Below are 24,641 nucleotides of genomic sequence, written 5' to 3' on the forward strand. Positions count from 1 at the left end.
AAAAAGCCCAAATATTACCGGATGCAGGTTCGGCTCCATGTCTAATTACTAACTGCTATAAAAGTATCAAGATGCTAGTATCAAGTATCAAGATGATAGTATCAAGACCGGATGCAGGTTATGCGTGATGTCTAATTACTAACGACTAAATACTAACGACTGTAAAAGTATCAAGATGCTAGTATCAAGTACCAAGACCGGATGCAGGTTCGGCAAATCGTCTAATTACTAACGACTATATACTAACTACTAAACTAAAATACAATTGATGATAATAACATGAACAAATGTTAATCTTCGAATGTTATATTTGCTACAAGAAACATTTTTAAATCTTAAACATAAAACATTATGGCTTTTGAATTACCTGCGTTACATTACGCAACAGATGCACTAGAACCGCATATTGATAAAACAACCATGGAAATCCACCATGATAAACATCACCAAGCTTACGTAACTAACTTGAATAAAGCATTAGAAGGTAAGCCTGAAGCAGGTTCAAGCATCGAGGAAATTGTAAAAAACATTTCTAAGTTTCCTGCTGCTGTTAGAAACAACGGCGGTGGTCACTATAACCACTCTTTATTCTGGAATATTTTAGGCCCAAATAAAGGTGGCGAGCCAACTGGCGATTTAGCAAAAGCAATTAACGAAACATTTGGTTCTTTCGCTGATTTAAAAACTAAATTACAAGAAGCTGGCGCTACCCGTTTTGGTTCGGGATGGGCTTGGTTATCAGTAGGTGCTGATAAAAAACTTCAGGTTTCTTCTACTCCAAACCAGGACAATCCATTAATGGATGTTGCTGAAGTTAAAGGAACACCTATTTTAGGTATTGATGTTTGGGAACATGCTTACTACTTAAAGTATCAAAACAAACGTCCAGATTACTTAGCAGCAATCTGGAATGTAATTAACTGGGATGCAGTTGCCGAACTTTACAAAAAAGCACTTTAATCACTAGTTAACAAGGTTAACAAATTAAGCCCGCAAATTCAGTTTTGTGGGCTTTCTTGTTTTAATTTTATTGGTTAACTTTGCATCATTAATATGTTCAATATGAAGCGGATTGTATTTTTATTCTTGATTTTGATTGGTGTTACTGGTGCTGTTAATGCACAACAGAATAAAATGCCTACACCTGATGAGATTGCTAAGAAGAATGTAGAAGATTTAGACAAGCGGTTAAAACTGAATGGAACACAAAAAAGCGTGATCTACAGTTACACCTATACCCAGGCTAAAGAACAGGCTGAACTTATTAAAAGACAACAGGCAGGTACTTCCAGAGAAGAAGATGTAGATAAATTCTACAAGCTTCAAAATGAAACTTCAAAGAATATTCGCACGGTGTTAAAAGGCGAGCAACAAACGGAATACGATAAAATTATTGAAGAACGTTTAAGCGGAAAGTCTAATAAAGGCAAGAAAAAGAAAAAAGGCGAAGAAGTAGAAGAAGCTGGCGATATTAAAGGCTTGCTAACAGGCCCGAAAGTAGAGAAACAGGAGCTTTAGTTATTAAATAACAGTAGCCTCGTAATGCCAGAAATCATCGTAGGCGCAGTTGTTTTAGGCCTACTGTTATCTCCACAGATTTTGGCCGGTTTTTTAGCCAAAAGAACAGGACGTAACTTTTGGTTTTGGTTCTGTATTTCCTTTGTCATTCCTGTAATTTCATTGGTTATCCTGATTTTCCTCGAAGATAAGAACCCAAAAGCCGAGGGCTACCCATTGGCCGCCCATGTAGATAAGTCGAACGACTTTAAACAAGGAATCGCCAGTTAAATCCCAACAATATCTTTCTTTTTCTTTTGCTTCATGGCTTTAGGGATGATGGCTAGAATTTCCTCCTGTAAAGCATTCAGCATTCTTTTTTTGATGAAGTTTTTATGGGTTACCAAACTAATTTCCCTTACCGGCTCTGAGGGCTTAAAATACCGTACTTTGTTCAGTTGTTTTGCATTTAATTCTGCGATAGCCAATTCGGGAAGAAGCGTTGCACCACCGTTTAAATCTACCATTCGCACCAACGTTTCTACGCTACCCGTGTTATATTCCAACCCCTGTAATCTATTATTCTTGGTAGATCTGCAAATGTTTAGCACCTGATTGCGCATGCAGTGACCTTCATTTAATAGCCATATATTTTCATCATTCAAATCTTCTGCATCAACAGCCTTCTTTTTGTAGAGTTTACTGTTTTTACTAATATAGCTTACAAAATTTTCATAGTAAAGTGGTGTCTCTGCAATATTGGGATCGGATAGTGGCGTAGCCAGAATTCCGCAGTCGAGTACTCCCGTTTTAAGATGATGGATGATATCTTCTGTAGTATACTCCCAAATTAATAATTTCAGTTCGGGATACTTTTCCAGCATCGATGAAATCACCTCTGGCAAAAGATAAGGCGCTACCGTTGGGATTACTCCAATGCGTAACTCGCCGAGCACGTCTTGCTGTTGACTACTAATCAACTCTTTTATTTTGCCGCTTTCTTGTAAAATGATACGCGCCTGCGCAATAATCTGAGCGCCTATTTCTGTAGGACTAACAGGCTGCCGGCTTCTGTCGAATATTTTAACGCTTAAAAGTTCTTCTAGTTTTTGAACCTGCATACTGAGTGTAGGCTGTGTTACAAAGCACTTCTCTGCAGCAGTAACGAAACTGCGATAAGTATCTACGGCAACAATATATTCGAGCTGAACTAAAGTCATATAGCTAAAATTGATTTATAATATCAAATATATAAATTTTAGCTATAATAAAAAGTGATGACATGGATTATGAAATGCAAATAACAATTTTGGTACTCATTTCCTTGATCCAAATTCAATCACTCTGTCATCCAGTTGTTCCCTCACTCAATCAATAAAGCCTAATACCTGCTCTCAAAATCCTGATAAGCCAAAGCAATACCTTCCGGGAGTTCAATGTTGTGTTTCCAGCCCAGGTTATGTAATTTGCTTACATCCATTAATTTTCTGGGTGTTCCATCTGGTTTTGTGGTATCAAATACCAACTCTCCCTCATAATTCAGCACCTCTTTAATCAGCAATGCCAGGTCTTTAATAGATAAATCATGGCCTGTACCAATATTAATCAGGTGGCGTTCATCATAATTTTGCATTAGAAAATAGCAAGCATCAGCCAGGTCGTCGGCAAATAAAAACTCTCTCAATGGAGAACCCGATCCCCAAACGGTGATTTGCTTTTCATTATTGATTTTGGCTTCATGCACTTTTCTAATTAATGCCGGTAAAACATGCGAATTTTGAGGATGGTAGTTATCATTATAGCCATATAAATTGGTTGGCATTACTGAAATGAAATTACAGCCATACTGGTCGCGATAAGCATCACACATTTTAATCCCTGCAATTTTAGCAATCGCATAAGGTTCATTGGTGGGCTCTAAAGTTCCTGTTAACAAATAGTCTTCTTTTAATGGCTGTGGCGCTAGTTTAGGGTAAATACAGCTAGACCCCAGGAACATTAATTTCTTTACTCCAGTTAAATACGCGTTGTGGATAACATTGTTCTGTATGGCTAAATTTTCATAGAGAAAGTCTGCCCGATAGGTATTATTTGCCACAATCCCCCCCACTTTGGCTGCCGCTAAGAATACATAATCTGGTTTTTCAGCTTCAAAAAAATCAGCAACAGCCTGTTGGTTCCGAAGATCGAGTTCCTGGGAGCCACGAACAACCAGGTTCTGGTATCCTTCTTTTTCAAGTTTACGATAGATGGCTGAGCCAACCATTCCTCTATGACCAGCAATATAAATTTTAGCGTTCTTTTCCAAAGTATTACAGATAAGGCACAAAAATACGATACATTAAATAAAAAGATGTAGTGTTAACAACAAAATAAGATTTGGATAGCTGATAAATCGTATTTTTGCCAGAAAAAAAGAAATTTGGGTAAAGATAAACTTAGACGTTTTGCAGAAATAGAGACATTTGCAAACGTATATCAATTAGATGAGGGCAAGCCGTTAAAGGGTGAATGGGCGAAAACGCATTTCAAAAATGAAAAGCCTGTGGTATTGGAGTTAGCTTGCGGCAAAGGAGAATACACAGTTAATCTGGCTAAATTATTCCCGGAGAAAAATTTTATCGGGATAGATTATAAAGGAAACCGAATCTGGAGAGGTGCTAAAACGGGTATAGAAGAAGGCATTGATAATGTTGCTTTTTTAAGAATTCAGATCGAAAACCTGCTAGATTATTTCGAAGCGGGAGAAATTGATGAAATATGGATTACCTTCCCTGACCCTCAGCCACAAGATAGCAGAGAGAAGAAAAGGTTGACTTTTCCAGCTTTTTTAGATCGCTATAAACAAGTATTGAAAGCTGGTGGTAAAGTTAATCTGAAAACAGATAATGACGATCTTTATGCCTACACTGTTGAAAAAGTAAATGAATTGGGCTTAAAAGTGCATAAGAATACAGATCATTTATATACTTCAGATTTAGTTGATGAGGTTTTATCGATCAAAACTTATTACGAGAAGAAATACTTATTACACGACAAGAATATTAACTACATTCAATTTTCATTTGAATAATGGACACTAACTTTTACGAACAGGTTTATGAGGTTGTACGCTTAATTCCGAAAGGAAGAGTAACTTCTTATGGAGCCATCGCTAAAAGTTTAGGTGCAGCAAAGTCATCCAGGATGGTTGGGCATGCCATGGCTTACGCCGGAACAGCTCATCCTAAGGTACCGGCTCATCGTGTAGTAAATAGCAGTGGACTGCTCACAGGAAAATTTCACTTCAATCCACCAGACTTAATGATCGAATTACTGGCAGCAGAAGGTGTGGAGGTAAAGAACGATAAGGTTGTTAATTTTAAAACCGTTTTTTGGAATCCCCTGGAAGAAATTAACCTTTAATCCAATAGGTATTACACCACGTCATTCACTCACTCACTCAATAATTCTCTCATTCAATAATTAAAACATGGGCAAACTAGTAGAAGAATTTAACAACTATCGCGAAAAAATGAACGATAGGATAATGGAAACCGCGAATACTAACATCAAACGTTTCTTCGCTCTAGACACCACCTCTTATGCCGATGGTGCACTAGACGTAAAAACCAAAGAGATGCTAGGTCTGGTGGCCTCTATGGTACTTCGCTGCGATGATTGCATTAAATATCATTTAGGCAAATGCCACGATGCCGGTGTGAACAATGATGAGATGAATGAAATTTTTATGATCGCTAATTTAGTCGGCGGAAGCATCGTAATTCCACATTACAGGAGGGCTGTGGAGTATTGGGATGATCTTTTGAGTTCGGAGGCGGGAGTTTAGGGTTTGGAGTACTGGGCGGTCACTCAATTCCTAAATTATTAGTACATTTAAGAATGGGAACGCTCACAGACTTACTTGCCTATAAAAAAGGTTTCAACCTTGCTATGGAAATTTTTCATATTTCGAAAAGATTTCCGGCTGAAGAGCGATATAGTTTAACGGATCAGATTAGGAGATGTTCTAGAAGTGTGTGCGCAAATTTGGCCGAGGCGTATAGAAAACGAAAGTATCCGAACCATTTCATCAGTAAATTATCAGATTCTGATACCGAAAATGGCGAAACCCAAACCTGGCTGGCATTTGCATTGGCCTGTGGTTATATTACGCAAGAAGAATTTGAACTACTAAACAACCAGGCAGAAGAAGTAGCCAGATTATTAGTTTACATGATGAATAATGCAGAAAAATTTTTAATAAAATCCCTTTAACCCAAATATCTAGACCACTATGCAGACTCCCAACTCCGAACACCCAACTCCCAACTTAACACGCTGTTCCTGGTGCGGTACCGATCCATTATACATCAAATATCATGATGAAGAGTGGGGTAAACCCGTGTATGACGATAAGACTTTATTTGAGTTTTTGATTTTAGAGGGGGCTCAGGCGGGTTTAAGCTGGATTACTATTCTAAGACGGAGAGAAAGCTATAGAAAGGCTTTTGCAGATTTTGATGTAACAAAGGTGGCGAAGTTTAATGAGCAGGATGTGGAGCGCTTAATGCAGGATGAAGGGATTATCCGCAATCGGCTAAAAGTAAATGGTGCAATTACCAATGCCAAGCTATTTATAGAAATTCAAAAAGAGTTTGGCAGCTTTTCAGATTACATCTGGGGATTTTTACCTGATAAAAAGCCTATTTTAAATCAGGTAACCAAAATGGGTGATGTTCCGGCAAGAACAGAAATATCTGATCAGATTAGTAAGGACATGAAGAAAAGGGGCTTCAAATTCTTTGGTACAACGATATGTTATGCCCACATGCAGGCTACAGGAATGGTTAACGATCACCTCGTGAATTGTATAGCCAGATAAGAAGATTGTTCCCAAACATCAATTGTCAATCCTGAACCCATAGAAGGACCTCTTCAAAGTATTGTTATGTATTTGAAATACTTGCCCCGATTATCATCGGGAAGTTCAGGATGCCCCATCTAATTGATGTTACCAGCCCTTTTTATTTTTTACTGTTGTATTCCTGAACAAGATTAATCACATCCCTGCTGTTAAAATCTACTGAGGCTTCAATTTTGGATTTCAGTTCAGGTCGATCACCTAGCTTTTGTATCAAAATATTTTTAACGTTTGCCTTTTGTGCATCTTCGGTTATAGCCTTCATGGGCACTTCTTGCAATGGCCCTGCGCCTGGTTTCTCAATAAAATAGCGCACCACTGGCGCACCTGCCGGACGATCGGGTTCACTGTTTCTTCTTCCACCACCAATGCTGATTCCGCCACCCATACCCATTCCACCAAAACCACCCGTTCCCGCTCCAATACCAATAGAAGGCCTGAATTTCACTTTCTTTTCTTTTTGTGCAGGTGCCAGCGTTTCTCCTCCAAAAGAGTAAAGATTAACCGTTCCCATCTCTATAACCTTTACAAAACGGTATTCCAGATTTCGCTTAGCCGCAAAGCCCTTACTCACATAACTGTTCCCATTCCAGAAGAAATTTTTCACATCCTTGGCCAACAAAATAACTTCAGCTTCATCATTTGCACTAATCCACACCGAAAAATAGTCCGTTCCCTTTATAGTTCCCCGCAGCACTTCGTCGTTGTTTTTGACTACAAAATCCTGAGCTGAAAGGGTATTTACCGTAAAAATCAAAAATAGTATGGGCAGGAAAAATTTCATATTCATATCGCTTGTTCACAAATAACGGAACAAATTATTAAATCTTACTCATTCAAATTGATTTTGATATTTCCGGCCTCCATATCGGGATGGTTCTTTTGAAACTTTAGGAATTCAGCTTTCATTTTATTCAAAGCATATTCCTTAGATTTTGGAAGGTTCTTACCCATTGCATAAAATTTATGGAGAATATAAATGTTAAAAAGGTAATTTTTTAAATCGTTGTTGGCCTGAGTATCCGTCATTAGTTTCCGAAGATTGTCACGATCCACAAAAGCACCAATCCCAATCTTCATCGCAATATAATTTAGTTCTTGCTTTATATTTTCCTTTTGATCAGCAAATGGATCAGCCGCCGCATCGAGCTCGTCGATTTTAGCCAGATGGGGAGCCATTTCCTTTGCTAAAATCTCTTTGGTAACTAAAATTAATCCTTCGGGGATATAAAAGGTAGAATCGGTATGATAGGGATCTACATAAAGTGTTACCGTCTCTTTAGTTCTCGGATTTTTTAAGGCATAGCAGTCAACAATACCGGTTTTGCCACTCGTGCTTCCCCTGTTAGAAAAATCTATCGATGAGCCATCAGGCCAGCGGAAAGAGTTCTCCAACTTAGCCATTCTGATTTGTAAGGAAGCCCTATCTGCAATATTGGTGAATGCCCCTGTACCAATTGGCCTTTCAATTGAAGTACCATAACCTTTGTTATATCCCTTCAAATTTTCGAAGGTTATGTAGGTAATCAGGGTATCTGCCGGGAGCTGGGCTTTAGCAGCACTTAAAATAAGGCAGAAAAGAAAAGTATAAAATGTTTTCATAAAGCGTTTTAGATTGATGATGCTGAAAATACGTGATTTCAATAAATAAATTTAAACTTTTCTTCGTTAAGCATTTTAACGATATCATTAACTTTGGTTACTTTTATCAACTGATGAAATCTTTTGATCAGTGTAATCATTAATCTGTGTAATCACATGAACAATAAAAAACTCTTTCTTTTAGATGGAATGGCACTAATGTACCGTGCACATTTCGCGTTGAGTAAAAATCCTCGTTTTACCTCAACAGGGATTAATACATCGGCAGTAATGGGATTTACCAATACTTTATTAGATGTATTGAAGAAAGAAAAACCCACTCATATAGCAGTTGTTTTCGATACCGAAGCGCCGACAGAACGACATACGGAATATGAAGCCTATAAAGCCCACCGTCAGGCAATGCCTGAAGATTTGGCGGCAGCTATGCCTTATGTAATCAAATTAATTACTGGATTCAATATTCCGGTCATCACCTCAGATGGATACGAGGCAGATGATATTATTGGCACTTTAGCCAAAAAAGCAGAAGCAAAAGGGTATCAGGTATACTGCATGACTCCTGATAAGGATTTTGCACAACTGGTTTCAGAAAACATCTTTATCTACAAACCTGCCCGAATGGGAAATGATATGGAGATTTTGGGCGTGAAAGAGGTTTTGGCTAAATGGGAGATAGAAAATGTTTTACAAGTGATCGATATTTTAGGCCTTTGGGGCGATGCGGTAGACAATATCCCTGGAATTCCGGGAATTGGAGAAAAAACTGCGAAAGCTCTCATAAAGCAATATGGCTCTATGGAGAATATCATTGCCAATAGCCATGAGCTTAAAGGGAAGCAAAAGGAAAATGTAGAAAATTTTGCCCAACAAGGATTGATTTCTAAAAAACTGGCGACTATTCTTTTAGATGTTCCGGTAGAACTGGATGAGCAAAGCCTGGAACTTTGCGACCCAAGCCGCGATTTATTGGAGCCATTATTTACTGAGTTAGAATTCAGAACTTTAGGAAGAAGAGTTTTTGGTGATGAGTTTTCGGTTACTACCGCCAAGTTTGGAGAAGGCACACAAACGGATCTTTTCGGAAACCAGACAGGAGAAACCGTTCAATATACCAATACAATAGCGGAAGAGCCAGCCCAGCAACTTCCTGCAAAGAATATAGAAAACACTGAACATCAATATCATTTAGTTGATACCCCAGAACAAAGGGCAGAACTCATTAAGTTGCTTTTAACTCAGGAGCGAATTTCATTTGATACAGAAACAACAGGAACAGACGCCAATACCGCAGACTTAGTAGGCCTTTCGTTTTCAATTAAACCTGGCGAGGGTTATTATATCCCGGTTCCAGCCGATAGAGCCGCAGCGCAAGCCATTGTAGATGAGTTTAAAGTTGTGCTGGAGAATGAAAGTATTGAAAAGATAGGTCAAAATACTAAATACGACATCCTTGTCCTGAAATGGTACAACTTGGAAGTAAAAGGCAAGTTATTCGACACCATGCTGGCGCATTACCTGATTGATCCGGACACCCGTCATAACATGGACGTGCTTTCTGAAAACTATTTAGGGTATTCGCCTATCTCTATCACAACCTTAATTGGTGCCAAGGGTAAAAATCAGGGCACCATGAGGGATGTTCCGGTAGAAAAAGTGGTAGATTATGCAGCAGAAGATGCAGATGTAACCCTTCAATTAGCCCATGTTTTTGAGCCTAAATTAAAGGAACTCAATGCTGCTAAGTTGGCTGAAGAAATAGAAAACCCTTTAGTTTATGTATTGGCTGATATAGAAAAAGAAGGTGTCCGTATTGATATGGAAACTTTGAAAAACTATTCGGCAGAGCTGGAAAAAGATATCATCAAATTTGAACAAAATGTTTATGATAAGGCTGGAATTAAATTTAACCTGGCCTCTCCAAAGCAACTGGGTGAAGTATTGTTTGATAAGCTTCAGTTAGATCCAAAGGCGAAGAAAACAAAAACGGGACAATATCAAACCGGAGAAGACGTGTTGCTGGCTTTAGCGAGCAAAAGTGATATTGTTCAGGATATTTTAGATTTCCGTCAATTACAGAAGTTAAAATCTACTTATGTGGATGCGCTTCCCTTAATGGTAAATCCAAAAACCGGGCGTGTGCATACTTCATATAATCAAGCTGTTGCCGCTACAGGAAGATTGAGTTCTAATAATCCAAACTTACAGAATATTCCAATTAGGACGGAGCGCGGACGGGAAGTACGTAAGGCCTTTATCGCCCGCGATGAAGATCACATCTTACTTTCTGCGGATTATTCGCAGATAGAGCTGCGTATTATTGCCGACATCAGTAAAGAAGAAAATATGCTGGATGCTTTTAGCAAGGGTATTGATATTCATACCGCTACTGCAGCGAAGGTTTATGGAGTAAGTATTGAAGAAGTAGACGGAACCCAACGTAGAAATGCCAAAGCCGTTAACTTCGGAATTATTTATGGTCAATCGGCTTTCGGCTTATCTCAAAACCTCGGCATCCCTCGTAAAGAGGCCGCAGAAATCATTGAGCAGTATTTCGCTCAATACCCAGGCATTAAGCGTTACATGAGCGATACCATGAATTTTGCACGGGAGAATGGCTTCGTAGAGACCATTATGGGACGCAGACGCTATCTGAGAGACATTAACTCTGCCAATCAAACTGTAAGAGGTTTTGCTGAGCGAAATGCCATTAACGCGCCTATTCAGGGTTCTGCAGCAGATATGATCAAAATTGCCATGATCAATATCCATCAAGATATGAAAGCGCAGAACTTAAGATCAACCATGACCATGCAGGTGCATGATGAGTTGGTTTTTGATGTGCTTAAAACAGAAAAGGAAGCCATGAAAGCCATTATTTTAGAGCGTATGCCCAATGCCATAAAAACCATTGTACCTATTGTGGTAGAAATTGGAGAAGGTGATAATTGGTTAGCTGCACATTAGCATATTTTCTTTATCTTCATTAAATCTTCATCCCGATTAATCAATTTTATATCAACAAAAAAATCAACGAGTAAAACAAAAATTAAAGGACATGAAAAAGTTATTGAGTTTAATCGCAATCGCAGCATTAGGTTTAACAACCGCATTTGCTCAAACACCAGCCGCTACAACCACTCCTGCTAAAAAAGTGGTTAAGAAAGAAGTAAAAACGGCTACTGCTCCTGTAAAAGCAGGCGTAAAACAAGAAGCTAAAAAGGTAGAGACTAAAACCACTACTACTGCTACTAAGGTTAAGGCAGATGGTACGCCAGATATGCGCTTTAAAGAAAATAAAGCAAAGGCGGTAACCAAAGTAGCTGGCCCAACTAAAAAGGACGGTACCGCAGATATGCGTTACAAAGCGAATAAAGAAGCTACAAAAACAGTAAAAAAGAACTAGGTTTAGGTTTATAATTGAAGGGGTTGCTCCGAAAGGAACAGCCCCTTTTTTATTTTACAGGCTAATGGTTTCGCCAATTTCGGGCAGCAAAAGTGTTTTTTGCTCGCGGGCAAATTTATCTAATGCTACTTTTGTATCAATTTCAATAACCGGAAAAGTATTGTAATGAACGCCGATTACCTTGTCGCAATCGAAATATTTGGTCGCAATTAAGGTATCATCCACATCCATCGTATAATTTCCACCGATTGGGAGAATGGCATAATCCAAATTGTATAAATCTGCCAAAATTTTCATTTCTACCGTAAGGCCAGTATCTCCTGCGAAATAAATCTGCTTACCATCTGCTTCTATCACAAAGCCTGCAGGATTGCCACCGTAACTGCCGTCGGGCAAGCCCGATGAGTGGGTGGCTACAACCATTCTAACCGTACCCCAATCAAAGGCAAATTTTCCAAAATTCATGGGATGAACATTTTCGATTCCTTGGTTTTTAACCCAATCAATTACCTCTGGAATGGCTATAACGGTTGCGTTGGTTTGTTTCGCTAATGCCACCAGATCTGCAACATGGTCTCCATGCCCATGACTAATTAAGATATAATCCGCTTCAATAGCCTTTACATCAATATGCTTAGCTAAAGGATTTGGGGTAATGAAAGGATCGAATAAAAGTTTCTTCGAAGCTGTTTCTAACAGGAAACACGATTGACCGTAATAAGTATATTTCATTTTATATAGTGTTAAATAGTATCAAGTATTTAGTATCGAGTATCAAGACTGGCCGTTTTAACCACCTAAGGCAATTAAGTACGTTTAGCGATTTGCTTTAAGCACCATAGCCTCAGCCCCCTGACCTCTTAAATCTTAGTATCAAGACTGTTTAATGAGCAAGGAATAGGATCAAAGAAGAGAATAAGCCCAAATATTACCGGACGCAGGCTAGGCTCAATATCTAAATACTAACGACTATGTACTAACTACTGCAATAGTATCAAGTATTTAGTATCGAGTATCAAGACCGCCGTTTAAACCACCTAAGGCACCTCAGTATATTTGGCGATTTGCTTTAAGCACCATAGCCTCGGACCCCTGACCTCTGACTTTTTAGTATCAAAACTGGTCGATTTCAGCTTTAGTCTTTCTGCTTTGACTCTCAACTCCAAACCCACCACTCAAAACTAATTTAGCCTCCAAACATCCCGCCTAAGCCACCTAACATATCTTTGGCAGACGACTGCATTTCGGCAGCGCTCACTTGTTCTGCGCTTGCTAAAGCCTTGTTAATGGCCACCTGCAATAATTCCTCTAGCTCTTCTCTATCTGCAGTCTTATAAAACTCTTCATCAATAGAGATTCCAGTAATTGCTTTATTGGCAGTTGCCGTGATTTTGATTGCACCATTTTCCACTTCGCCGAAAACAGAAATGGTATCTAATCTTTTCTTTATTTCTTCAGCCTTTTGCTGTGCTGCAAATAATTTATCAAACATATTCTTGTGTTTTATATTATAAGGCGAAATTAGGACAAATTGTTTTCTATTTCACTTTTAAAAAAAGCAAATTCAAATTTCTCTCCAGGAAGGAAACACTATAAAATAAACCTTAAAATTAATCTTCGTCTGAGCCCGGCAAGCTTCCATTTCCATGGTAAGCGCCTTTACGGATTATAGGCATGTTTAAATGCTTGTACAACTCATCTAAATGCATCAAACTCCCATTGGTTAAGTTACCCAGGAAGATGACAATAATATTTTTATCCAGATCACGTACATATATGTGACGGAAGCCATGCCACCAACCTGTATGGTAAACCACTTTGTCCATCTTCTCCCCATCAAACATTCTCCAGCCATAGCCATAGTTAAAGTGAGCATTTACAGGCTTGTTTCTCCCAACGTAAGCAGAATCAAGGCTCTTTTTACTGAGTAACCTGCCATTTTTTAAGTATTTGTCGTAAAGCACCAAATCATGAACCGTACTGTAGATACCTTTATCCCCTACAGGTCCATCTAAAAAGTTTTGCACTACCGAATATCTCCAGGTGCGATCATGCCCAACCACATCAACTGGAACCTTTTCATATTCAGTTGTCGAATATACATGGGTATGTTTCATTCCGGCAGGTTTGAAGATATGTTCCATCATATACTGTGAGTAGCGTTGTCCGGTTACTTTTTCAATGATGGCCCCTAACACCATAAAGTTAGAGTTGTTATAATGGAAACGGTTATCGGGCTTTGTATAGGGATTAGGCTTCTTCTCGGCAATGATATTCATTACCTCCTGATTGGTAATACCCTTTTTCATATTGCGTTTCTCCTTGCGCCAAATGTCATCTATGAAGTAAACGTAATTCATCATTCCACTTCGGTGAGTAAGCAATAATTTTACAGTAATCCCCTCATAAGGGAAGTTGGGGAAGAACTTCTTTACATTATCATTAAGCGATAATTTACCCGCCTCTACCAATTGCATAATGGCCGTACCCGTAAAGGTTTTGGTAATGGACGCCAGCTCAAATTCAGAATTGATGTTTAGGCTATCGCGGTGGAGGTAATCTGCCCATCCAATGGCTTTCTCATAGAGGATTTTACCATCCTTAGCTACAAGCATATTGCCATTAAAGCCGTATTTTTTGTGTAAGTTTTGAACAAAATCAGCAATCCATTTATCACCCTTTTCAGGATTATAAGCCACTAAAAGACTGTCGGCTTTGTCGTCTTCTTTGGTGCGGATTTTTTTTTCAGCTTCCTTTTTCTCTTCAGATTTTTTACTTGAACATGCAGTAAGTAAGGTTATAGAGAGCGCGAATGCTGAACATATATATCGAAAATTCATTAATATCAGGGATAGTAGATTTAAAACCCGAAAATTAAAGAATTTTGAACGGTTAAAACGAAAGAGTTTTACACATTTTCGCAATTTTGTTTATACCAGCACTCAAATAAATGACCTTTGCTGCCATATACCGGATCGTTATCCGGATTTTTAACTTTTGCAATAGCCTCGTCTGCCTCTGGTCGCTCTTCCGGCTTACCGTATTTCATGTCGTAATCAGCCCCATAAGGGTAAGCGCCAACTACCGTAAAATCTTCACTGGAGTTTAATTTCTTATGCGCCACGCCTGCTGGAACAACAACAACATCGCCTTTATCCAGCTCAATACAAACACCATGCTCACCGCCGAACTGAACATCTGCCTTGCCGCAATAAACGCCCATCACTTCATGCGTGTTGCTGTGGTAATGATGATAATCAAAAATGCCATCCACCCAGGCATTGGTATAACCATTCTGCGCGAAAATTCTTTTAATGGCCTCCTCCGTTTCATCGGGATGGATTAGAAGCGCCCCTTTGTAAATCATGAGCGGCAAATTAGGGTTATTGGGAAAACCGCCATTCTCTTCTATTTTATGAGCTACTAAGTAGGCTTCTTGTACCAGTTTTTCTTTGTCCATGGTGAGCTATTTTATTGTTTAACAAAGAAGATGGGAAAGGGTTTAGAATTTGAGCAGTTTCCTGTTGATTACGCGTTTTTTAAAGGATCCTTGAATAATCGTCTTGCTGAACTTGTTTCAGCATCTTTATCAGGGTTTATAGTAAAGCCCTGAAACAAGTTCAGGGTGACGGTTTGTTGATAAGATCCTTGAATAATCCCCTCCATAACCGTCTTGCTGAACTTGTTTCAGCATCTTTATCAGGGTCGCAGCTAACAAAAAAGGCTTCCAATTGGAAGCCTTTACTATATTCTGAGTGAAAACTAATTAAGCCAATAACCTAATTGGTTCCTCTAACAATCCTTTTAAGGTTTGTAAGAAAGCAGCACCAGTAGCACCATCAACCACGCGGTGGTCACAGCCTAAGGTTAACTTCATTACATTGCCAGGTACTACAGCGCCATTTTTAACAACAGGTACTGCTTGAATTGCACCTACCGATAAAATTGCACCATCAGGAGAGTTGATAATTGAAGTAAACTCATCAATACCAAACATACCTAAGTTAGATACAGTGAAAGTAGAACCTTCCCAATCTGCAGGTTGTAATTTTTTAGCTTTTGCTTTAGCGCCATATTCTTTAACCTCAGCAGAAATGTGAGATAAAGATTTGCCATCAGCAAAACGCACTACAGGTACCAATAAACCATCTTCAACGGCCATCGCTACACCAATGTTAGTATGCTCATTGAAACGGATTTTATCTCCACCCCATGATGAGTTAACCGCAGGATGTTGTTTCAAAGCAACTGCAACAGCTTTAATTACGATATCGTTGAAAGATACTTTAACAGGAGCAACAGCGTTGATTGCTGTACGGGCAGTCATTGCGTTATCCATATCAATACTAATGGTTAAGTAGAAATGCGGCGCAGTAAATAAGCTTTCAGCTAAACGCTTAGCAATAACTTTACGCATTTGAGAAACAGGTTTCTCTGTAAATTTCTCTTCACCAACATAAGTAGGGATCACTGGAGCAGCTTTCTGTGCAGGAGCACTTGCAGCTTCAGTACCTGGAGCCGCCGCTTGTGCAGCTGGCTTAAAGTTTTCAATATCTTTCTTAATGATACGACCACCTTCTGCACTACCTGCAACTTGTGATAAGTCGATTCCCTTATCCTTAGCAATTTTCTTTGCTAATGGAGAAGCTTTAACACGACTATCAGAAGAACTTTCAGCAACCGGAGCAGATGCACTTGCATTAGCAGTAGCTTGTTTTTCTTCTTTAGGAGCCTCAGCGCTTTCAGCTTTTTTCGCAGGAGCAGAACCGCCAGCTAAAATACCGCTAACATCAGTTCCTTCCGGACCCACAATAGCAATAATGCCGTTTACTTTTGCAGCCTGACCTTTTTCAACGCCAATGTGTAATAATGTTCCGGTAGCATAACCCATAACTTCCATAGTTGCCTTATCGGTTTCTACATCAGCTAAAACATCATCATCCTTAACTTTATCGCCAACTTTTTTATGCCATTCAGCAATAACGCCTTCAGTCATGGTATCGCTAAGCAAAGGCATACGGATAACAGTAATACCTTTTGCTGCTAATTCATCTTCACTTAAAGCACCGCCTTGAGCAGGAGCCTCTTCTTTAGGAGCCTCAGCGCTTTCAGCTTTAGGAGCCTCAGCTGCTGCTTCGCCAGCACCTTGTTCAGCCGCTAACGCAGCTTTGTAGTCTTCGCCCTCTTTACCGATAACGGCCATGATTGCATCAACAGGAACAGCCTGACCTTCTTCAACGCCAACGAATAGAAGTGTACCATCCCAATAAGATTCCATATCCATCGTTGCTTTGTCAGTTTCTACTTCTGCCAAAACATCACCGCTTTTAACTTTATCGCCCACTTTTTTGTGCCACTTCGCCAAAACCCCTTCGGTCATGGTGTCGCTCATTTTGGGCATTTTAATTACATCAGCCATTATATCTAATTAATTGAAATCTTAAATATTGTTTAGTCCATTACGTAAGGGTAGTTCTCAGTCATATATACATCTTTGTATAATTCAGATGCATCTGGCCAAGGAGACTCTTCTGCAAATTTCACAGCCTGATCTACAATTGCCTTAACTTTACCTTCCACTTCCTCAATCCAAGCCTGATCTGCATACTTTTCTTTAAGAATAGTTTCTCTTGCAAGCTCAACAGGATCTTTAGCTTTGTAATCTTCTAATTCTTCTTTGGTACGGTATTTCGCCGGATCTGACATGGAGTGACCACGGTAACGGTAAGTTCTCATTTCTAAGAAAGTTGGCCCTTCACCTTTACGTGCACGTTGAATAGCTTCATCCATTGCGTTGTGTACAGCAACAGGGTCCATACCATCAACAGGTGCGCATGGCATATCAAATCCTAAACCAATTTTATAAATATCAGTCATGTTGGTTGTACGTTGAACCGAAGTACCCATGGCATAACCATTGTTTTCGCAAACAAAAATTACTGGAAGTTTCCAAAGCATAGCCATGTTAAAGGTTTCGTTCAAAGCACCCTGACGTACTGCACCATCGCCCATGTAGCAAATGTTTACGTTATCAGTACCTTTATATTTCTCGGCAAAAGCAACGCCAGCACCCAAAGGAATCTGACCACCCACAATTGCGTGTCCACCATAAAAATTATGTTCTTTACTGAACATGTGCATAGAACCACCTTTACCTTTTGAGCAACCTGTAGCTTTACCATACATTTCGGCCATGATACTATCTGCACTAACACCCAAAGCCAGGGCATGAGCGTGATCACGATAGGTTGTAATCATTGAATCGCCTTTTTGCATAGCAGATATTGCACCTGCAACTACAGCTTCTTGCCCAATGTATAAATGACAAAAGCCACGAATTTTTTGTTGTCCGTATAACTGGCCAGTTTTTTCTTCGAACTTGCGCATCAGCAACATCGATTCAAACCACTTTAACCAGGTATCTTTATTTATTTCTACTGCACTCATTTCTTGGTATTGTTTTTTTGCGACAGCAAATCTAAATTTTTTATTGTAATTTTTGACACTTTTTAGTGTAAAAACATCAACGTACTAAGCATCCTTTTAGATTTAACAGTTGTTTTACAATTAAATCGTCGTAATAACGCTTTTCGCCTAAAAAACAGAGATTTTACAGAATTAAAAATTCACGCTTTATCAAAGTGTAAGTTTGAATTGATGATAAAATTTAATTCTGCATAATGGCAATCGCCCCTAATTTATAAATGTTTTTTAATTAGACAGTTTACAGGTCTCTATTACAGTAAATTTTTGTTAAATATTTACAATAATTTTTTGAAATAGTTTTAGAAAAGCAAAATCAGTACTATTTATTAAGGCTAGTCGGGCTTTACGTTAATTTTTTTTTGTTAAAGTGTGAATTAAAACCGAAAAAACCTAAACAAAAAAGGATACCACTTCAATCCCGTCTAAAGATCAAAGTTCATGCTGCTATCAGCAGTTTGTTTCGCCTGCAAATTCAAAATTATGTGCGGAAAGTTTAAAGTTTCGCTGGATAAACTTAAACCGCAGCCCTCCTCAATGTCATTAATTTAATGAAAAATAAAAATATTTCCATCGTGAGCTTGTCCAAGGAACTTTGTCCTTATAATTTGTCTGAGCTTTCCGATGTGAAATCAGGACAAGTAGTCGAAGACCTTCTTAATAAGTCGAAAACTAAAATGGATTACCCTTCGACAGGCTCAGGATGACAATCCATTTTAGTTTTATCCTTAAGTTAATAGCATTCTTTCCTACCCCCACCGACCAGAGCTATGGTTTTCCGCCTAGTACATCGTATTTCCTAGCTCGCCCCCATTAAATAGCAGATTATAGAGATAAAGGGCAGGGATCTCTTGTAAAAATTCGCCGTTTTTTATATAAAACATACCACTTTTTTAGGCTGCTTTAAATACACGCTTGAAAGCAGAAAAGACAAGAAATGTTAATAACTTTTACTTTTTAACAATTTACATTTGGATAACATTTGTATAATTAATACTTTTGGCAACCAACAATAAGCCCATGTGGTGTACGTTAATGTGTAAGTGAATTACCCAAACATAACTGTATAACATGATTAAAAAATTTTTGTTTTCATCCCTAATCGCCATCTGCACGATCTCAGCAGCGTTTTCACAAACAAAAACAAAAGAATCTGGTAAAGAACTAAACGACCCTGACAACTTAGCTTCCCAATATTTTTCGCAAGTGATGGGAGTTGCTGTAGATGCAACGGCTAACTTAAAGTTATATAAGTTTATTTACGAATGGATCGGTACCCCGTACAGTTACGGCGGAAACACCAAAAAAGGCATTGATTGCTCTGCTTTTACAAAAGCAATCTACGATAAAGTTTTCAACACTACCATCAGAAGAAATTCCCGCGATATTTTTAGCATGGTTGATCCATTATCAAAAGAAGATTTGAAAGAGGGTGATTTGGTTTTCTTTAAGATAAAAAGCAGAAGTATTTCACACGTTGGTATTTATCTGGGCGACAATAGATTTGCGCATGCATCCAGTTCAAGAGGTGTAGTTATCAGCAATTTAAATGAGCCTTATTACAGTCGCTATTTTTATAAAGGCGGGCGGGTTTTAGAATCATTTAAGAAAGAGTTTACCGTAGAGTAATCAATTTACAGTTCCTAGTTGTCGCGATTAAGCAGTTCAACAATCAAACTAAAATATACAATCCTCCACAAGAAATTATGGAGGATTTTTTTTTGAATAATATCAATTCATGAGATTCATCAATAGCATTATACTATCCTCACTAACAGTCGTTATTTTGGCCAGCTGCACCAGTAACAATGCACAGGTGGCACCAACAGCACAAAAACAAGATACGATAGTAAGAAAGATTAAAGATACCATTAGTATTGTGGCTGTAGGAGACATCATGCTAGGTTCTGCTTTCCCTTCCAAGGTTAACCTCCCGCCAGACGACGCTGTAAATAGCTTTCAGGCAGTTGATAGTTTGCTTAAGGGCGATATTGTATTCGGTAACCTAGAAGGCTGTTTTCTTAATTCGGGCAGCTCTAATAAATGCAATGGGATCAACCCAAACAACTGCTATGCCTTTCGTATGCCAGAGCGTTATGCAGGGATTTACAAAAAAGCAGGCTTCAATGTATTGAGCATTGCCAATAACCATGTGGGCGATTTTGATACCAGGGGAAGAAAAAATACGGCAAGAATTTTAGACTCCTTGCAAATACACTATGCCGGACAACTCAATAAACCCTTTGAGATTTTCGAAAAAGACAGTGTTAAATATGCCTTTTGTGCTTTTGCCCCTAATGAAAATACTGTTTCTATCAAGAATATAGATAGTGCAAAAGCCCTGGTTGCCCGTTTAAAAACTATGGCCGATATTGTAATCGTTTCTTTTCATGGTGGAGGAGAAGGTGCCAGATTTGAGCACGTGACCAAAAAGACTGAAATTTTCTACAACGAAAATCGTGGCAATGTTTATGCTTTTGCTCATGGCGTAATTGATGCCGGTGCAGATGTTGTTTTAGGCCATGGACCTCATGTTACCCGTGCGGTAGAAGTGTATAAGAATAAGTTTATTGCTTACAGTTTAGGTAACTTCTGTACCTATGGCATGTTTAGCCTGAAGGGCTGGAATGGTTTTGCTCCTTTACTCCAGTTGAAAATAAATGCCAAAGGAGATTTTCTGTATGCAGATGTGGTTTCGGTAAAGCAGGATAAAATTAACAGGTTAACCTTAGATGAGAACCACAATGCTTTTAACCGCATTAAGCAATTAACGGATATTGATTTTACTGGCCACCCGCTCCAATTTGAGAACAATAAGATTACGGTAAAAAATTAGGCATTACACCGCTACTCTAAATTTATTTCAGAATCTTTGTTCATGAAAAAAGGATTGATCATTCATTATATCATTGGTATTGCCGCCGTATTTTTAGTGTTTGCAGCTGCATATTATATCCAGCAAAACCCCAAAAACCTATTATCGGCAGGCATTATTATACTGGCAGGTTGTTTGGTGGCTTTTAGCCAGTTTCAGATTATTAAGCAAAAGAAGAAGCAATAAATTATAAAAACAATGCTAACTCTCATCCTTAGTATTCTTCACCAAACCTATACCTGACACAAAAAAGATCAGGCCGATAATTCCATATACCATTAAGCCCCTGGTATTCTGACTGTGGTTAACAAAACCATAACCTGCATATATTAATCCGATTATCCCCAGAATGGTTAATACTGTTCCAAAAGTGCGTTTTACGTTCATGATTTGAATATTTGTATCATAAGACAAAGCAATGATCGCTTTTGTTTTGAAGCCCATAAAAAAGCCGATCTCAACGAATTGAAACCGGCTTTTATAAGGTTTGAATTAGTGGATGAATGAAGGATAGAATAACTTCCTGCCCATTCAATCATTCCATCATTCAATCATTCATTCAATCAATCACTCAATCACTCAATCACTCAATCATTTATTAATCTCCAATTACCAAACGCCTAATCTATTTGCCGGAGCAATATACATTTTGGCCGAAGTTGGGATATTAAATGCTTTATAGAATGCCTCCATGTTAGATACCGGGCCATTTACACGGAACATTTCCGGGCTATGCGGATCGGTTTTTAAGCGTACACTCATGCGTTCAGGACGATCCTTTATGCGCCATACTTGCGCAAAACTCAAAAAGAAGCGCTGATCTGGTGTAAAACCATCAATCTTTTTATCGCCTTTAGCCTGCTCTGTCAATTTAAAGGCATCATAAGCAATGTTTAATCCACCTAAATCGGCTAAGTTTTCGCCTAAAGTTAGCGAACCGTTTACATGCTGATTATCCAATAAGGTAAACTTATTATAGAATGAATCTACTTTATCGGTTTTAACTTTAAACTTAGCGGCATCAACGCTGTTCCACCATTCCTTTAAATTTCCCTGAGCATCATATTGGCGGCCCTGGTCGTCAAAACCATGCGTCATTTCATGGCCAATTACCGCACCTATCGCTCCGTAGTTGATGGCATCATCTGCAGAGAAATCAAAAAATGGGAACTGTAAAATCCCGGCAGGGAAAACGATTTCACTAAATGAAGGATTGTAGTATGCATTTACTGTTGGAGCGGTCATCATCCATTCTGTTTTATCCACTGGCTTGCCCAGCTTATCCATCATTTCTTTATAGGCATGTTTATTCGCCGATTGAAGATTGGCATAATAGGTATCCCTCGAAATTTCTACATCATCATATTTTTTCCACTTATCCGGATAGCCAATCTTTTTAATAAAGGCATTCAGCTTCTCTAAAGCCTTTTTCTTGGTTTCAGGAGTCATCCAATCTAACTTTTGAATGCGCTCAGCATAAACCTTTTGCAGGTTATTTACCAATTCGAGCATTCTTTTTTTCGCTTCTGGCTTGAAGTATTGTTCTGTATAAAGCTGGCCCAAAAGTTCGCCTAAATGGTCGTCGGTATTATTAACCATGGCTTTCCATCTTTCTGTTTGTGCAGGCTGTCCATACAGGGTTTTGCCGTAGAAATTAAACCTGGCATCTCTAAAGGCCTGAGTTAGCGAGTTAGCTGAGCGGCTTAAGGCATCAAATTTAAGTTTGCTTTTCCATGCTGCCAGTGGCTGACTTTTAATCAAAGTAGATAATGCCTGATAATATTTAGGCTGTCTAACTAAAACAGTATCTGTAGAAGCACCAATTTTGTTTAAAACAGATTTCCAATCGATGTTTGGCGTTTGTTTCTGAAATTCGGCAACTGCTAATTTATGATAGTTCTTTTGTGGGTTTCTAAGCTCTACTGGTGTAGAATGTGATTGTGCAATTAACGTTTCCAGTTTTAAAATTTCGTTGGCATTTTTCGCCGCATTTGCTGCATCCCCGGTTAGGGTGAATATTTTTTCAATGTATTTGGTATATTCAGCACGTATTTTTTTGGCTTTATCATCCTGATCCAGATAGTAACTTCTGTCAGGCAAATTGATGCCCGATTGAGAAAAAGCAAGAATATTTTGCGTACTGGCCTTATCGTCTGGCTCTACGCCAAAACCTAATAAATCGCCCTCACCATTTTTATAGCCCTCGGCAACAAAATTAATCAGTTCTTTATCATCTTTAATTTGATCGATTTTTGTAAGTAAGGGTTGAATTGGAGAAGTACCCAGCTTTTCGATAGTGGTTGAGTCCATACCACTGGCATAAAAGTCGCCAACTTTTTGCTCTAAACTCCCCTTGGCTGCCTTACTTTTCGCAGCATTTTCCAGTATCGACTTTAGATTTTTAATATTGTCATTGTAAAGGGTATAGAAAGATCCCCAGCCGGTTTCTGTTTTAGGAATAACGGTATTTTTGATCCATTTTCCATTGGCATAGAGAAAGAAGTTATCTCCTGGCTTTACGGTAGTGTCCATCCCTGCGGTATCAAAGAAAACCGTTCTTTGGTCTCCCTCACCATTTTGCTGGTGGTTTTTGTTCTGGCATGCAGCAATAAAAAGAACTGCACATGCTGGCAGAATAAATAATTTTTTCATCTTTTAATTTAGTTAATTGAGATGAAGCTGTTAGGAGCTTAGAAACGAATAGGTTAATGTTGCTAGGGACTTACAGTTTCATGAGTTTATAAATTAGTTGTTTAAAGCTACAAAATGCTTCCTGTAGTTTGTATGAATTTTTTCATAACTTCAAGAAAAAATCTAATTATGCAATACACTATGTACATTCTGATTTTTATCGGAATTATTATTCTCTTCAGCTCATTCGTAACCGTAAAACAAGGAACTATTGCGGTAATCACCGTTTTTGGAAAGTATCAACGATTACTTAGACCAGGTTTGAGCTTAAAAATCCCCTTAATTGAGCAGATTTATTCTCGCATATCTATTCAGAACCGATCAGTAGAATTATCTTTTCAAGCGGTAACTCAAGATCAGGCTAATGTTTACTTTAAAGCCATGCTTTTATATTCTGTTATCAATCAGGATGAAGAAACCATCAAAAACGTTGCTTTTAAATTTGTGGATGCAAGTAATCTTATGCAAGCTTTAATCCGTACCATAGAAGGTTCTATCCGTGCTTACGTGGCCACACAAAAACAAGCAAATGTACTGGCACAGCGCAACGAAATTGTTCTGCATGTTAAAGAACAGATAGATCAGGTTTTGGATGGCTGGGGTTATCACCTTCAGGATCTTCAATTAAATGATATCACATTTGATGAAGAAATTATGCGTTCTATGAGCAGAGTTGTTGCTTCTAACAATTTAAAAGCCGCAGCTGAAAATGAAGGTCAGGCACTATTAATTACTAAAACTAAAGGCGCTGAAGCTGATGGTAATGCCATTAAAATTGCTGCAACAGCCGAAAGAGAAGCGGCACAACTTCGTGGACAAGGTATTGCCTTGTTTAGAGAGGAAGTAGCCAAAGGGATGACTAATGCCGCCCATGAAATGCAACAAGCTAATTTAGATACTTCTGTAATTCTTTTCACCATGTGGACAGAAGCCATTAAGCAATTTGCTGAATACAGCGACGGAAACGTAATTTTCCTGGATGGCAGCACAGATGGGATGAATAATACAATGAAGCAAATGATGGCCATGCAAATGAATAAGCAGAACGAGCCGAAGGCGAAGTAGGTTAGTATAGTAGTTAGTCAATGCTATTAAGTTAAGCAAAATACTGTCCTGAGCTTCCCGATGTGAAACCGGGACAAGTAGTCGAAGACCTTCTTAATAAGTCGAAAACTAAAATGGAT

General features: G+C 38.7%; 26 protein-coding genes. 14 read left to right on the top strand and 12 right to left on the bottom strand.

Going from position 1 to position 24,641, the window contains the following annotated elements; translation table 11 throughout:
• The first annotated feature begins 351 nt into the window (after positions 1 to 351).
• The 3 genes from BMX11_RS16135 to BMX11_RS16145 all read left to right on the top strand — a co-directional run bounded on the left by BMX11_RS16135 (position 352) and on the right by BMX11_RS16145 (position 1,788).
• Positions 352 to 960, top strand: coding sequence for a superoxide dismutase (locus BMX11_RS16135; protein ID WP_090886109.1), 609 nt, complete (start codon positions 352 to 354; stop codon positions 958 to 960).
• A gap of 102 nt (positions 961 to 1,062) precedes the next feature.
• Positions 1,063 to 1,518 carry a hypothetical protein gene (locus BMX11_RS16140; RefSeq protein ID WP_090886111.1) on the top strand — a complete coding sequence of 152 codons (456 nt, stop codon included), beginning with the start codon at positions 1,063 to 1,065 and terminating at the stop codon, positions 1,516 to 1,518.
• Positions 1,519 to 1,542: 24 nt separating this feature from the next.
• Positions 1,543 to 1,788, top strand: coding sequence for a hypothetical protein (locus tag BMX11_RS16145; RefSeq protein ID WP_090886112.1), 246 nt, complete (start codon positions 1,543 to 1,545; stop codon positions 1,786 to 1,788).
• On the opposite strand, the gene BMX11_RS16150 is transcribed toward BMX11_RS16145, so the two are convergent.
• Together BMX11_RS16150 and fcl are read right to left on the bottom strand one after the other, a co-directional pair.
• Complete coding sequence (locus tag BMX11_RS16150) at positions 1,785 to 2,717, bottom strand: hydrogen peroxide-inducible genes activator (protein WP_090886114.1); 933 nt, start codon at positions 2,715 to 2,717, stop codon at positions 1,785 to 1,787. The genes BMX11_RS16145 and BMX11_RS16150 overlap by 4 nt on opposite strands.
• A 161-nt stretch (positions 2,718 to 2,878) precedes the next feature.
• Complete coding sequence (gene fcl / locus BMX11_RS16155; protein WP_090886116.1) at positions 2,879 to 3,805, bottom strand: GDP-L-fucose synthase; 927 nt, start codon at positions 3,803 to 3,805, stop codon at positions 2,879 to 2,881.
• Positions 3,806 to 3,919: 114 nt separating this feature from the next.
• On the opposite strand from fcl, the gene trmB reads away from it, so the two are divergent.
• From trmB to BMX11_RS16180, 5 genes are all read left to right on the top strand, one after another.
• The gene (gene trmB / locus BMX11_RS16160) at positions 3,920 to 4,570 is read left to right on the top strand and encodes a tRNA (guanosine(46)-N7)-methyltransferase TrmB (RefSeq protein WP_090886118.1); all 651 of its coding nucleotides are present in this window, start codon (positions 3,920 to 3,922) and stop codon (positions 4,568 to 4,570) included.
• Positions 4,570 to 4,902, top strand: a complete 333-nt coding sequence (locus tag BMX11_RS16165; protein WP_090886119.1) for an MGMT family protein — start codon at positions 4,570 to 4,572, stop codon at positions 4,900 to 4,902. The genes trmB and BMX11_RS16165 overlap by 1 nt, the downstream gene beginning before the upstream one ends.
• 67 nt (positions 4,903 to 4,969) lie before the next feature.
• On the top strand, positions 4,970 to 5,326 hold the full coding sequence (locus tag BMX11_RS16170) for a carboxymuconolactone decarboxylase family protein (RefSeq protein ID WP_090886121.1): 357 nt from the start codon (positions 4,970 to 4,972) through the stop codon (positions 5,324 to 5,326).
• Between the two features lie 53 nt (positions 5,327 to 5,379).
• Positions 5,380 to 5,754, top strand: coding sequence for a four helix bundle protein (locus BMX11_RS16175; RefSeq protein WP_090886123.1), 375 nt, complete (start codon positions 5,380 to 5,382; stop codon positions 5,752 to 5,754).
• Between the two features lie 19 nt (positions 5,755 to 5,773).
• Entirely contained in the window at positions 5,774 to 6,361 is a 588-nt protein-coding gene (locus BMX11_RS16180) for a DNA-3-methyladenine glycosylase I (RefSeq protein ID WP_090886125.1), read from the top strand.
• 142 nt (positions 6,362 to 6,503) lie between these two features.
• Here BMX11_RS16180 and BMX11_RS16185 read toward each other — a convergent pair whose 3' ends face one another.
• Complete coding sequence (locus tag BMX11_RS16185; RefSeq protein WP_090886127.1) at positions 6,504 to 7,190, bottom strand: hypothetical protein; 687 nt, start codon at positions 7,188 to 7,190, stop codon at positions 6,504 to 6,506.
• Positions 7,191 to 7,228: 38 nt separating this feature from the next.
• Positions 7,229 to 8,002, bottom strand: a complete 774-nt coding sequence (locus tag BMX11_RS16190) for a hypothetical protein (protein ID WP_090886129.1) — start codon at positions 8,000 to 8,002, stop codon at positions 7,229 to 7,231.
• A gap of 156 nt (positions 8,003 to 8,158) precedes the next feature.
• Between BMX11_RS16190 and polA the strand changes: the two genes are divergently transcribed.
• On the top strand, positions 8,159 to 10,969 hold the full coding sequence (polA, locus tag BMX11_RS16195; protein ID WP_090886131.1) for a DNA polymerase I: 2,811 nt from the start codon (positions 8,159 to 8,161) through the stop codon (positions 10,967 to 10,969).
• A 91-nt stretch (positions 10,970 to 11,060) separates the two neighbouring features.
• Entirely contained in the window at positions 11,061 to 11,408 is a 348-nt protein-coding gene (locus BMX11_RS16200; protein WP_090886133.1) for a hypothetical protein, read from the top strand.
• 54 nt (positions 11,409 to 11,462) lie between these two features.
• On the opposite strand, the gene BMX11_RS16205 is transcribed toward BMX11_RS16200, so the two are convergent.
• From BMX11_RS16205 to pdhA, 6 genes are all read right to left on the bottom strand, one after another.
• A complete protein-coding gene (locus BMX11_RS16205) occupies positions 11,463 to 12,140 on the bottom strand; it encodes a metal-dependent hydrolase (RefSeq protein ID WP_090886135.1) in 678 nt (225 codons plus the stop codon).
• 454 nt (positions 12,141 to 12,594) lie between these two features.
• Complete coding sequence (locus BMX11_RS16210; protein ID WP_090886137.1) at positions 12,595 to 12,900, bottom strand: YbaB/EbfC family nucleoid-associated protein; 306 nt, start codon at positions 12,898 to 12,900, stop codon at positions 12,595 to 12,597.
• A gap of 118 nt (positions 12,901 to 13,018) precedes the next feature.
• Entirely contained in the window at positions 13,019 to 14,248 is a 1,230-nt protein-coding gene (locus BMX11_RS16215) for a serine hydrolase domain-containing protein (RefSeq protein ID WP_090886139.1), read from the bottom strand.
• Positions 14,249 to 14,316: 68 nt separating this feature from the next.
• A complete protein-coding gene (locus BMX11_RS16220; RefSeq protein ID WP_090886141.1) occupies positions 14,317 to 14,868 on the bottom strand; it encodes a cupin domain-containing protein in 552 nt (183 codons plus the stop codon).
• Positions 14,869 to 15,174: 306 nt separating this feature from the next.
• Entirely contained in the window at positions 15,175 to 16,827 is a 1,653-nt protein-coding gene (locus tag BMX11_RS16225) for a 2-oxo acid dehydrogenase subunit E2 (protein WP_090886143.1), read from the bottom strand.
• Between the two features lie 32 nt (positions 16,828 to 16,859).
• Positions 16,860 to 17,855 (bottom strand): pyruvate dehydrogenase (acetyl-transferring) E1 component subunit alpha, encoded by a 996-nt coding sequence (gene pdhA / locus BMX11_RS16230; protein ID WP_090886145.1) that lies wholly within the window; start codon positions 17,853 to 17,855, stop codon positions 16,860 to 16,862.
• A gap of 1,107 nt (positions 17,856 to 18,962) precedes the next feature.
• Between pdhA and BMX11_RS16235 the strand changes: the two genes are divergently transcribed.
• The 3 genes from BMX11_RS16235 to BMX11_RS16245 all read left to right on the top strand — a co-directional run bounded on the left by BMX11_RS16235 (position 18,963) and on the right by BMX11_RS16245 (position 20,952).
• A complete protein-coding gene (locus tag BMX11_RS16235) occupies positions 18,963 to 19,520 on the top strand; it encodes a C40 family peptidase (protein WP_090886147.1) in 558 nt (185 codons plus the stop codon).
• A gap of 109 nt (positions 19,521 to 19,629) precedes the next feature.
• A complete protein-coding gene (locus BMX11_RS16240; RefSeq protein ID WP_090886149.1) occupies positions 19,630 to 20,727 on the top strand; it encodes a CapA family protein in 1,098 nt (365 codons plus the stop codon).
• A gap of 42 nt (positions 20,728 to 20,769) precedes the next feature.
• A complete protein-coding gene (locus BMX11_RS16245) occupies positions 20,770 to 20,952 on the top strand; it encodes a hypothetical protein (protein WP_090886150.1) in 183 nt (60 codons plus the stop codon).
• Positions 20,953 to 20,967: 15 nt separating this feature from the next.
• Here the strand turns inward: BMX11_RS16245 and BMX11_RS16250 are convergent, their stop codons facing one another.
• Entirely contained in the window at positions 20,968 to 21,153 is a 186-nt protein-coding gene (locus tag BMX11_RS16250) for a hypothetical protein (protein WP_025141500.1), read from the bottom strand.
• A gap of 222 nt (positions 21,154 to 21,375) precedes the next feature.
• Positions 21,376 to 23,418, bottom strand: coding sequence for a M13 family metallopeptidase (locus BMX11_RS16255; protein ID WP_090886151.1), 2,043 nt, complete (start codon positions 23,416 to 23,418; stop codon positions 21,376 to 21,378).
• 180 nt (positions 23,419 to 23,598) lie between these two features.
• Here BMX11_RS16255 and BMX11_RS16260 point away from each other — a divergent pair, with 180 nt between their 5' ends.
• Complete coding sequence (locus BMX11_RS16260; protein WP_245738691.1) at positions 23,599 to 24,522, top strand: SPFH domain-containing protein; 924 nt, start codon at positions 23,599 to 23,601, stop codon at positions 24,520 to 24,522.
• The last annotated feature ends 119 nt before the right edge of the window (positions 24,523 to 24,641 follow it).

The organism is Pedobacter rhizosphaerae (assembly GCF_900111155.1).
Lineage (GTDB): Bacteria > Bacteroidota > Bacteroidia > Sphingobacteriales > Sphingobacteriaceae > Pedobacter > Pedobacter rhizosphaerae.

Bases quoted from the DNA above. Each gene is read 5' to 3' on its own strand.
- BMX11_RS16135 (WP_090886109.1), top strand. From the start codon at position 352: ATGGCTTTTGAATTACCTGCGTTACATTACGCAACAGATGCACTAGAA.
- BMX11_RS16140 (WP_090886111.1), top strand. From the start codon at position 1,063: ATGAAGCGGATTGTATTTTTATTCTTGATTTTGATTGGTGTTACTGGT.
- BMX11_RS16145 (WP_090886112.1), top strand. From the start codon at position 1,543: ATGCCAGAAATCATCGTAGGCGCAGTTGTTTTAGGCCTACTGTTATCT.
- BMX11_RS16150 (WP_090886114.1), bottom strand. From the start codon at position 2,717: ATGACTTTAGTTCAGCTCGAATATATTGTTGCCGTAGATACTTATCGC.
- BMX11_RS16165 (WP_090886119.1), top strand. From the start codon at position 4,570: ATGGACACTAACTTTTACGAACAGGTTTATGAGGTTGTACGCTTAATT.
- BMX11_RS16170 (WP_090886121.1), top strand. From the start codon at position 4,970: ATGGGCAAACTAGTAGAAGAATTTAACAACTATCGCGAAAAAATGAAC.
- BMX11_RS16175 (WP_090886123.1), top strand. From the start codon at position 5,380: ATGGGAACGCTCACAGACTTACTTGCCTATAAAAAAGGTTTCAACCTT.
- BMX11_RS16180 (WP_090886125.1), top strand. From the start codon at position 5,774: ATGCAGACTCCCAACTCCGAACACCCAACTCCCAACTTAACACGCTGT.
- BMX11_RS16185 (WP_090886127.1), bottom strand. From the start codon at position 7,190: ATGAATATGAAATTTTTCCTGCCCATACTATTTTTGATTTTTACGGTA.
- BMX11_RS16190 (WP_090886129.1), bottom strand. From the start codon at position 8,002: ATGAAAACATTTTATACTTTTCTTTTCTGCCTTATTTTAAGTGCTGCT.
- polA (WP_090886131.1), top strand. From the start codon at position 8,159: ATGAACAATAAAAAACTCTTTCTTTTAGATGGAATGGCACTAATGTAC.
- BMX11_RS16200 (WP_090886133.1), top strand. From the start codon at position 11,061: ATGAAAAAGTTATTGAGTTTAATCGCAATCGCAGCATTAGGTTTAACA.
- BMX11_RS16205 (WP_090886135.1), bottom strand. From the start codon at position 12,140: ATGAAATATACTTATTACGGTCAATCGTGTTTCCTGTTAGAAACAGCT.
- BMX11_RS16210 (WP_090886137.1), bottom strand. From the start codon at position 12,900: ATGTTTGATAAATTATTTGCAGCACAGCAAAAGGCTGAAGAAATAAAG.
- BMX11_RS16215 (WP_090886139.1), bottom strand. From the start codon at position 14,248: ATGAATTTTCGATATATATGTTCAGCATTCGCGCTCTCTATAACCTTA.
- BMX11_RS16220 (WP_090886141.1), bottom strand. From the start codon at position 14,868: ATGGACAAAGAAAAACTGGTACAAGAAGCCTACTTAGTAGCTCATAAA.
- BMX11_RS16225 (WP_090886143.1), bottom strand. From the start codon at position 16,827: ATGGCTGATGTAATTAAAATGCCCAAAATGAGCGACACCATGACCGAA.
- pdhA (WP_090886145.1), bottom strand. From the start codon at position 17,855: ATGAGTGCAGTAGAAATAAATAAAGATACCTGGTTAAAGTGGTTTGAA.
- BMX11_RS16235 (WP_090886147.1), top strand. From the start codon at position 18,963: ATGATTAAAAAATTTTTGTTTTCATCCCTAATCGCCATCTGCACGATC.
- BMX11_RS16240 (WP_090886149.1), top strand. From the start codon at position 19,630: ATGAGATTCATCAATAGCATTATACTATCCTCACTAACAGTCGTTATT.
- BMX11_RS16245 (WP_090886150.1), top strand. From the start codon at position 20,770: ATGAAAAAAGGATTGATCATTCATTATATCATTGGTATTGCCGCCGTA.
- BMX11_RS16250 (WP_025141500.1), bottom strand. From the start codon at position 21,153: ATGAACGTAAAACGCACTTTTGGAACAGTATTAACCATTCTGGGGATA.
- BMX11_RS16255 (WP_090886151.1), bottom strand. From the start codon at position 23,418: ATGAAAAAATTATTTATTCTGCCAGCATGTGCAGTTCTTTTTATTGCT.
- BMX11_RS16260 (WP_245738691.1), top strand. From the start codon at position 23,599: ATGTACATTCTGATTTTTATCGGAATTATTATTCTCTTCAGCTCATTC.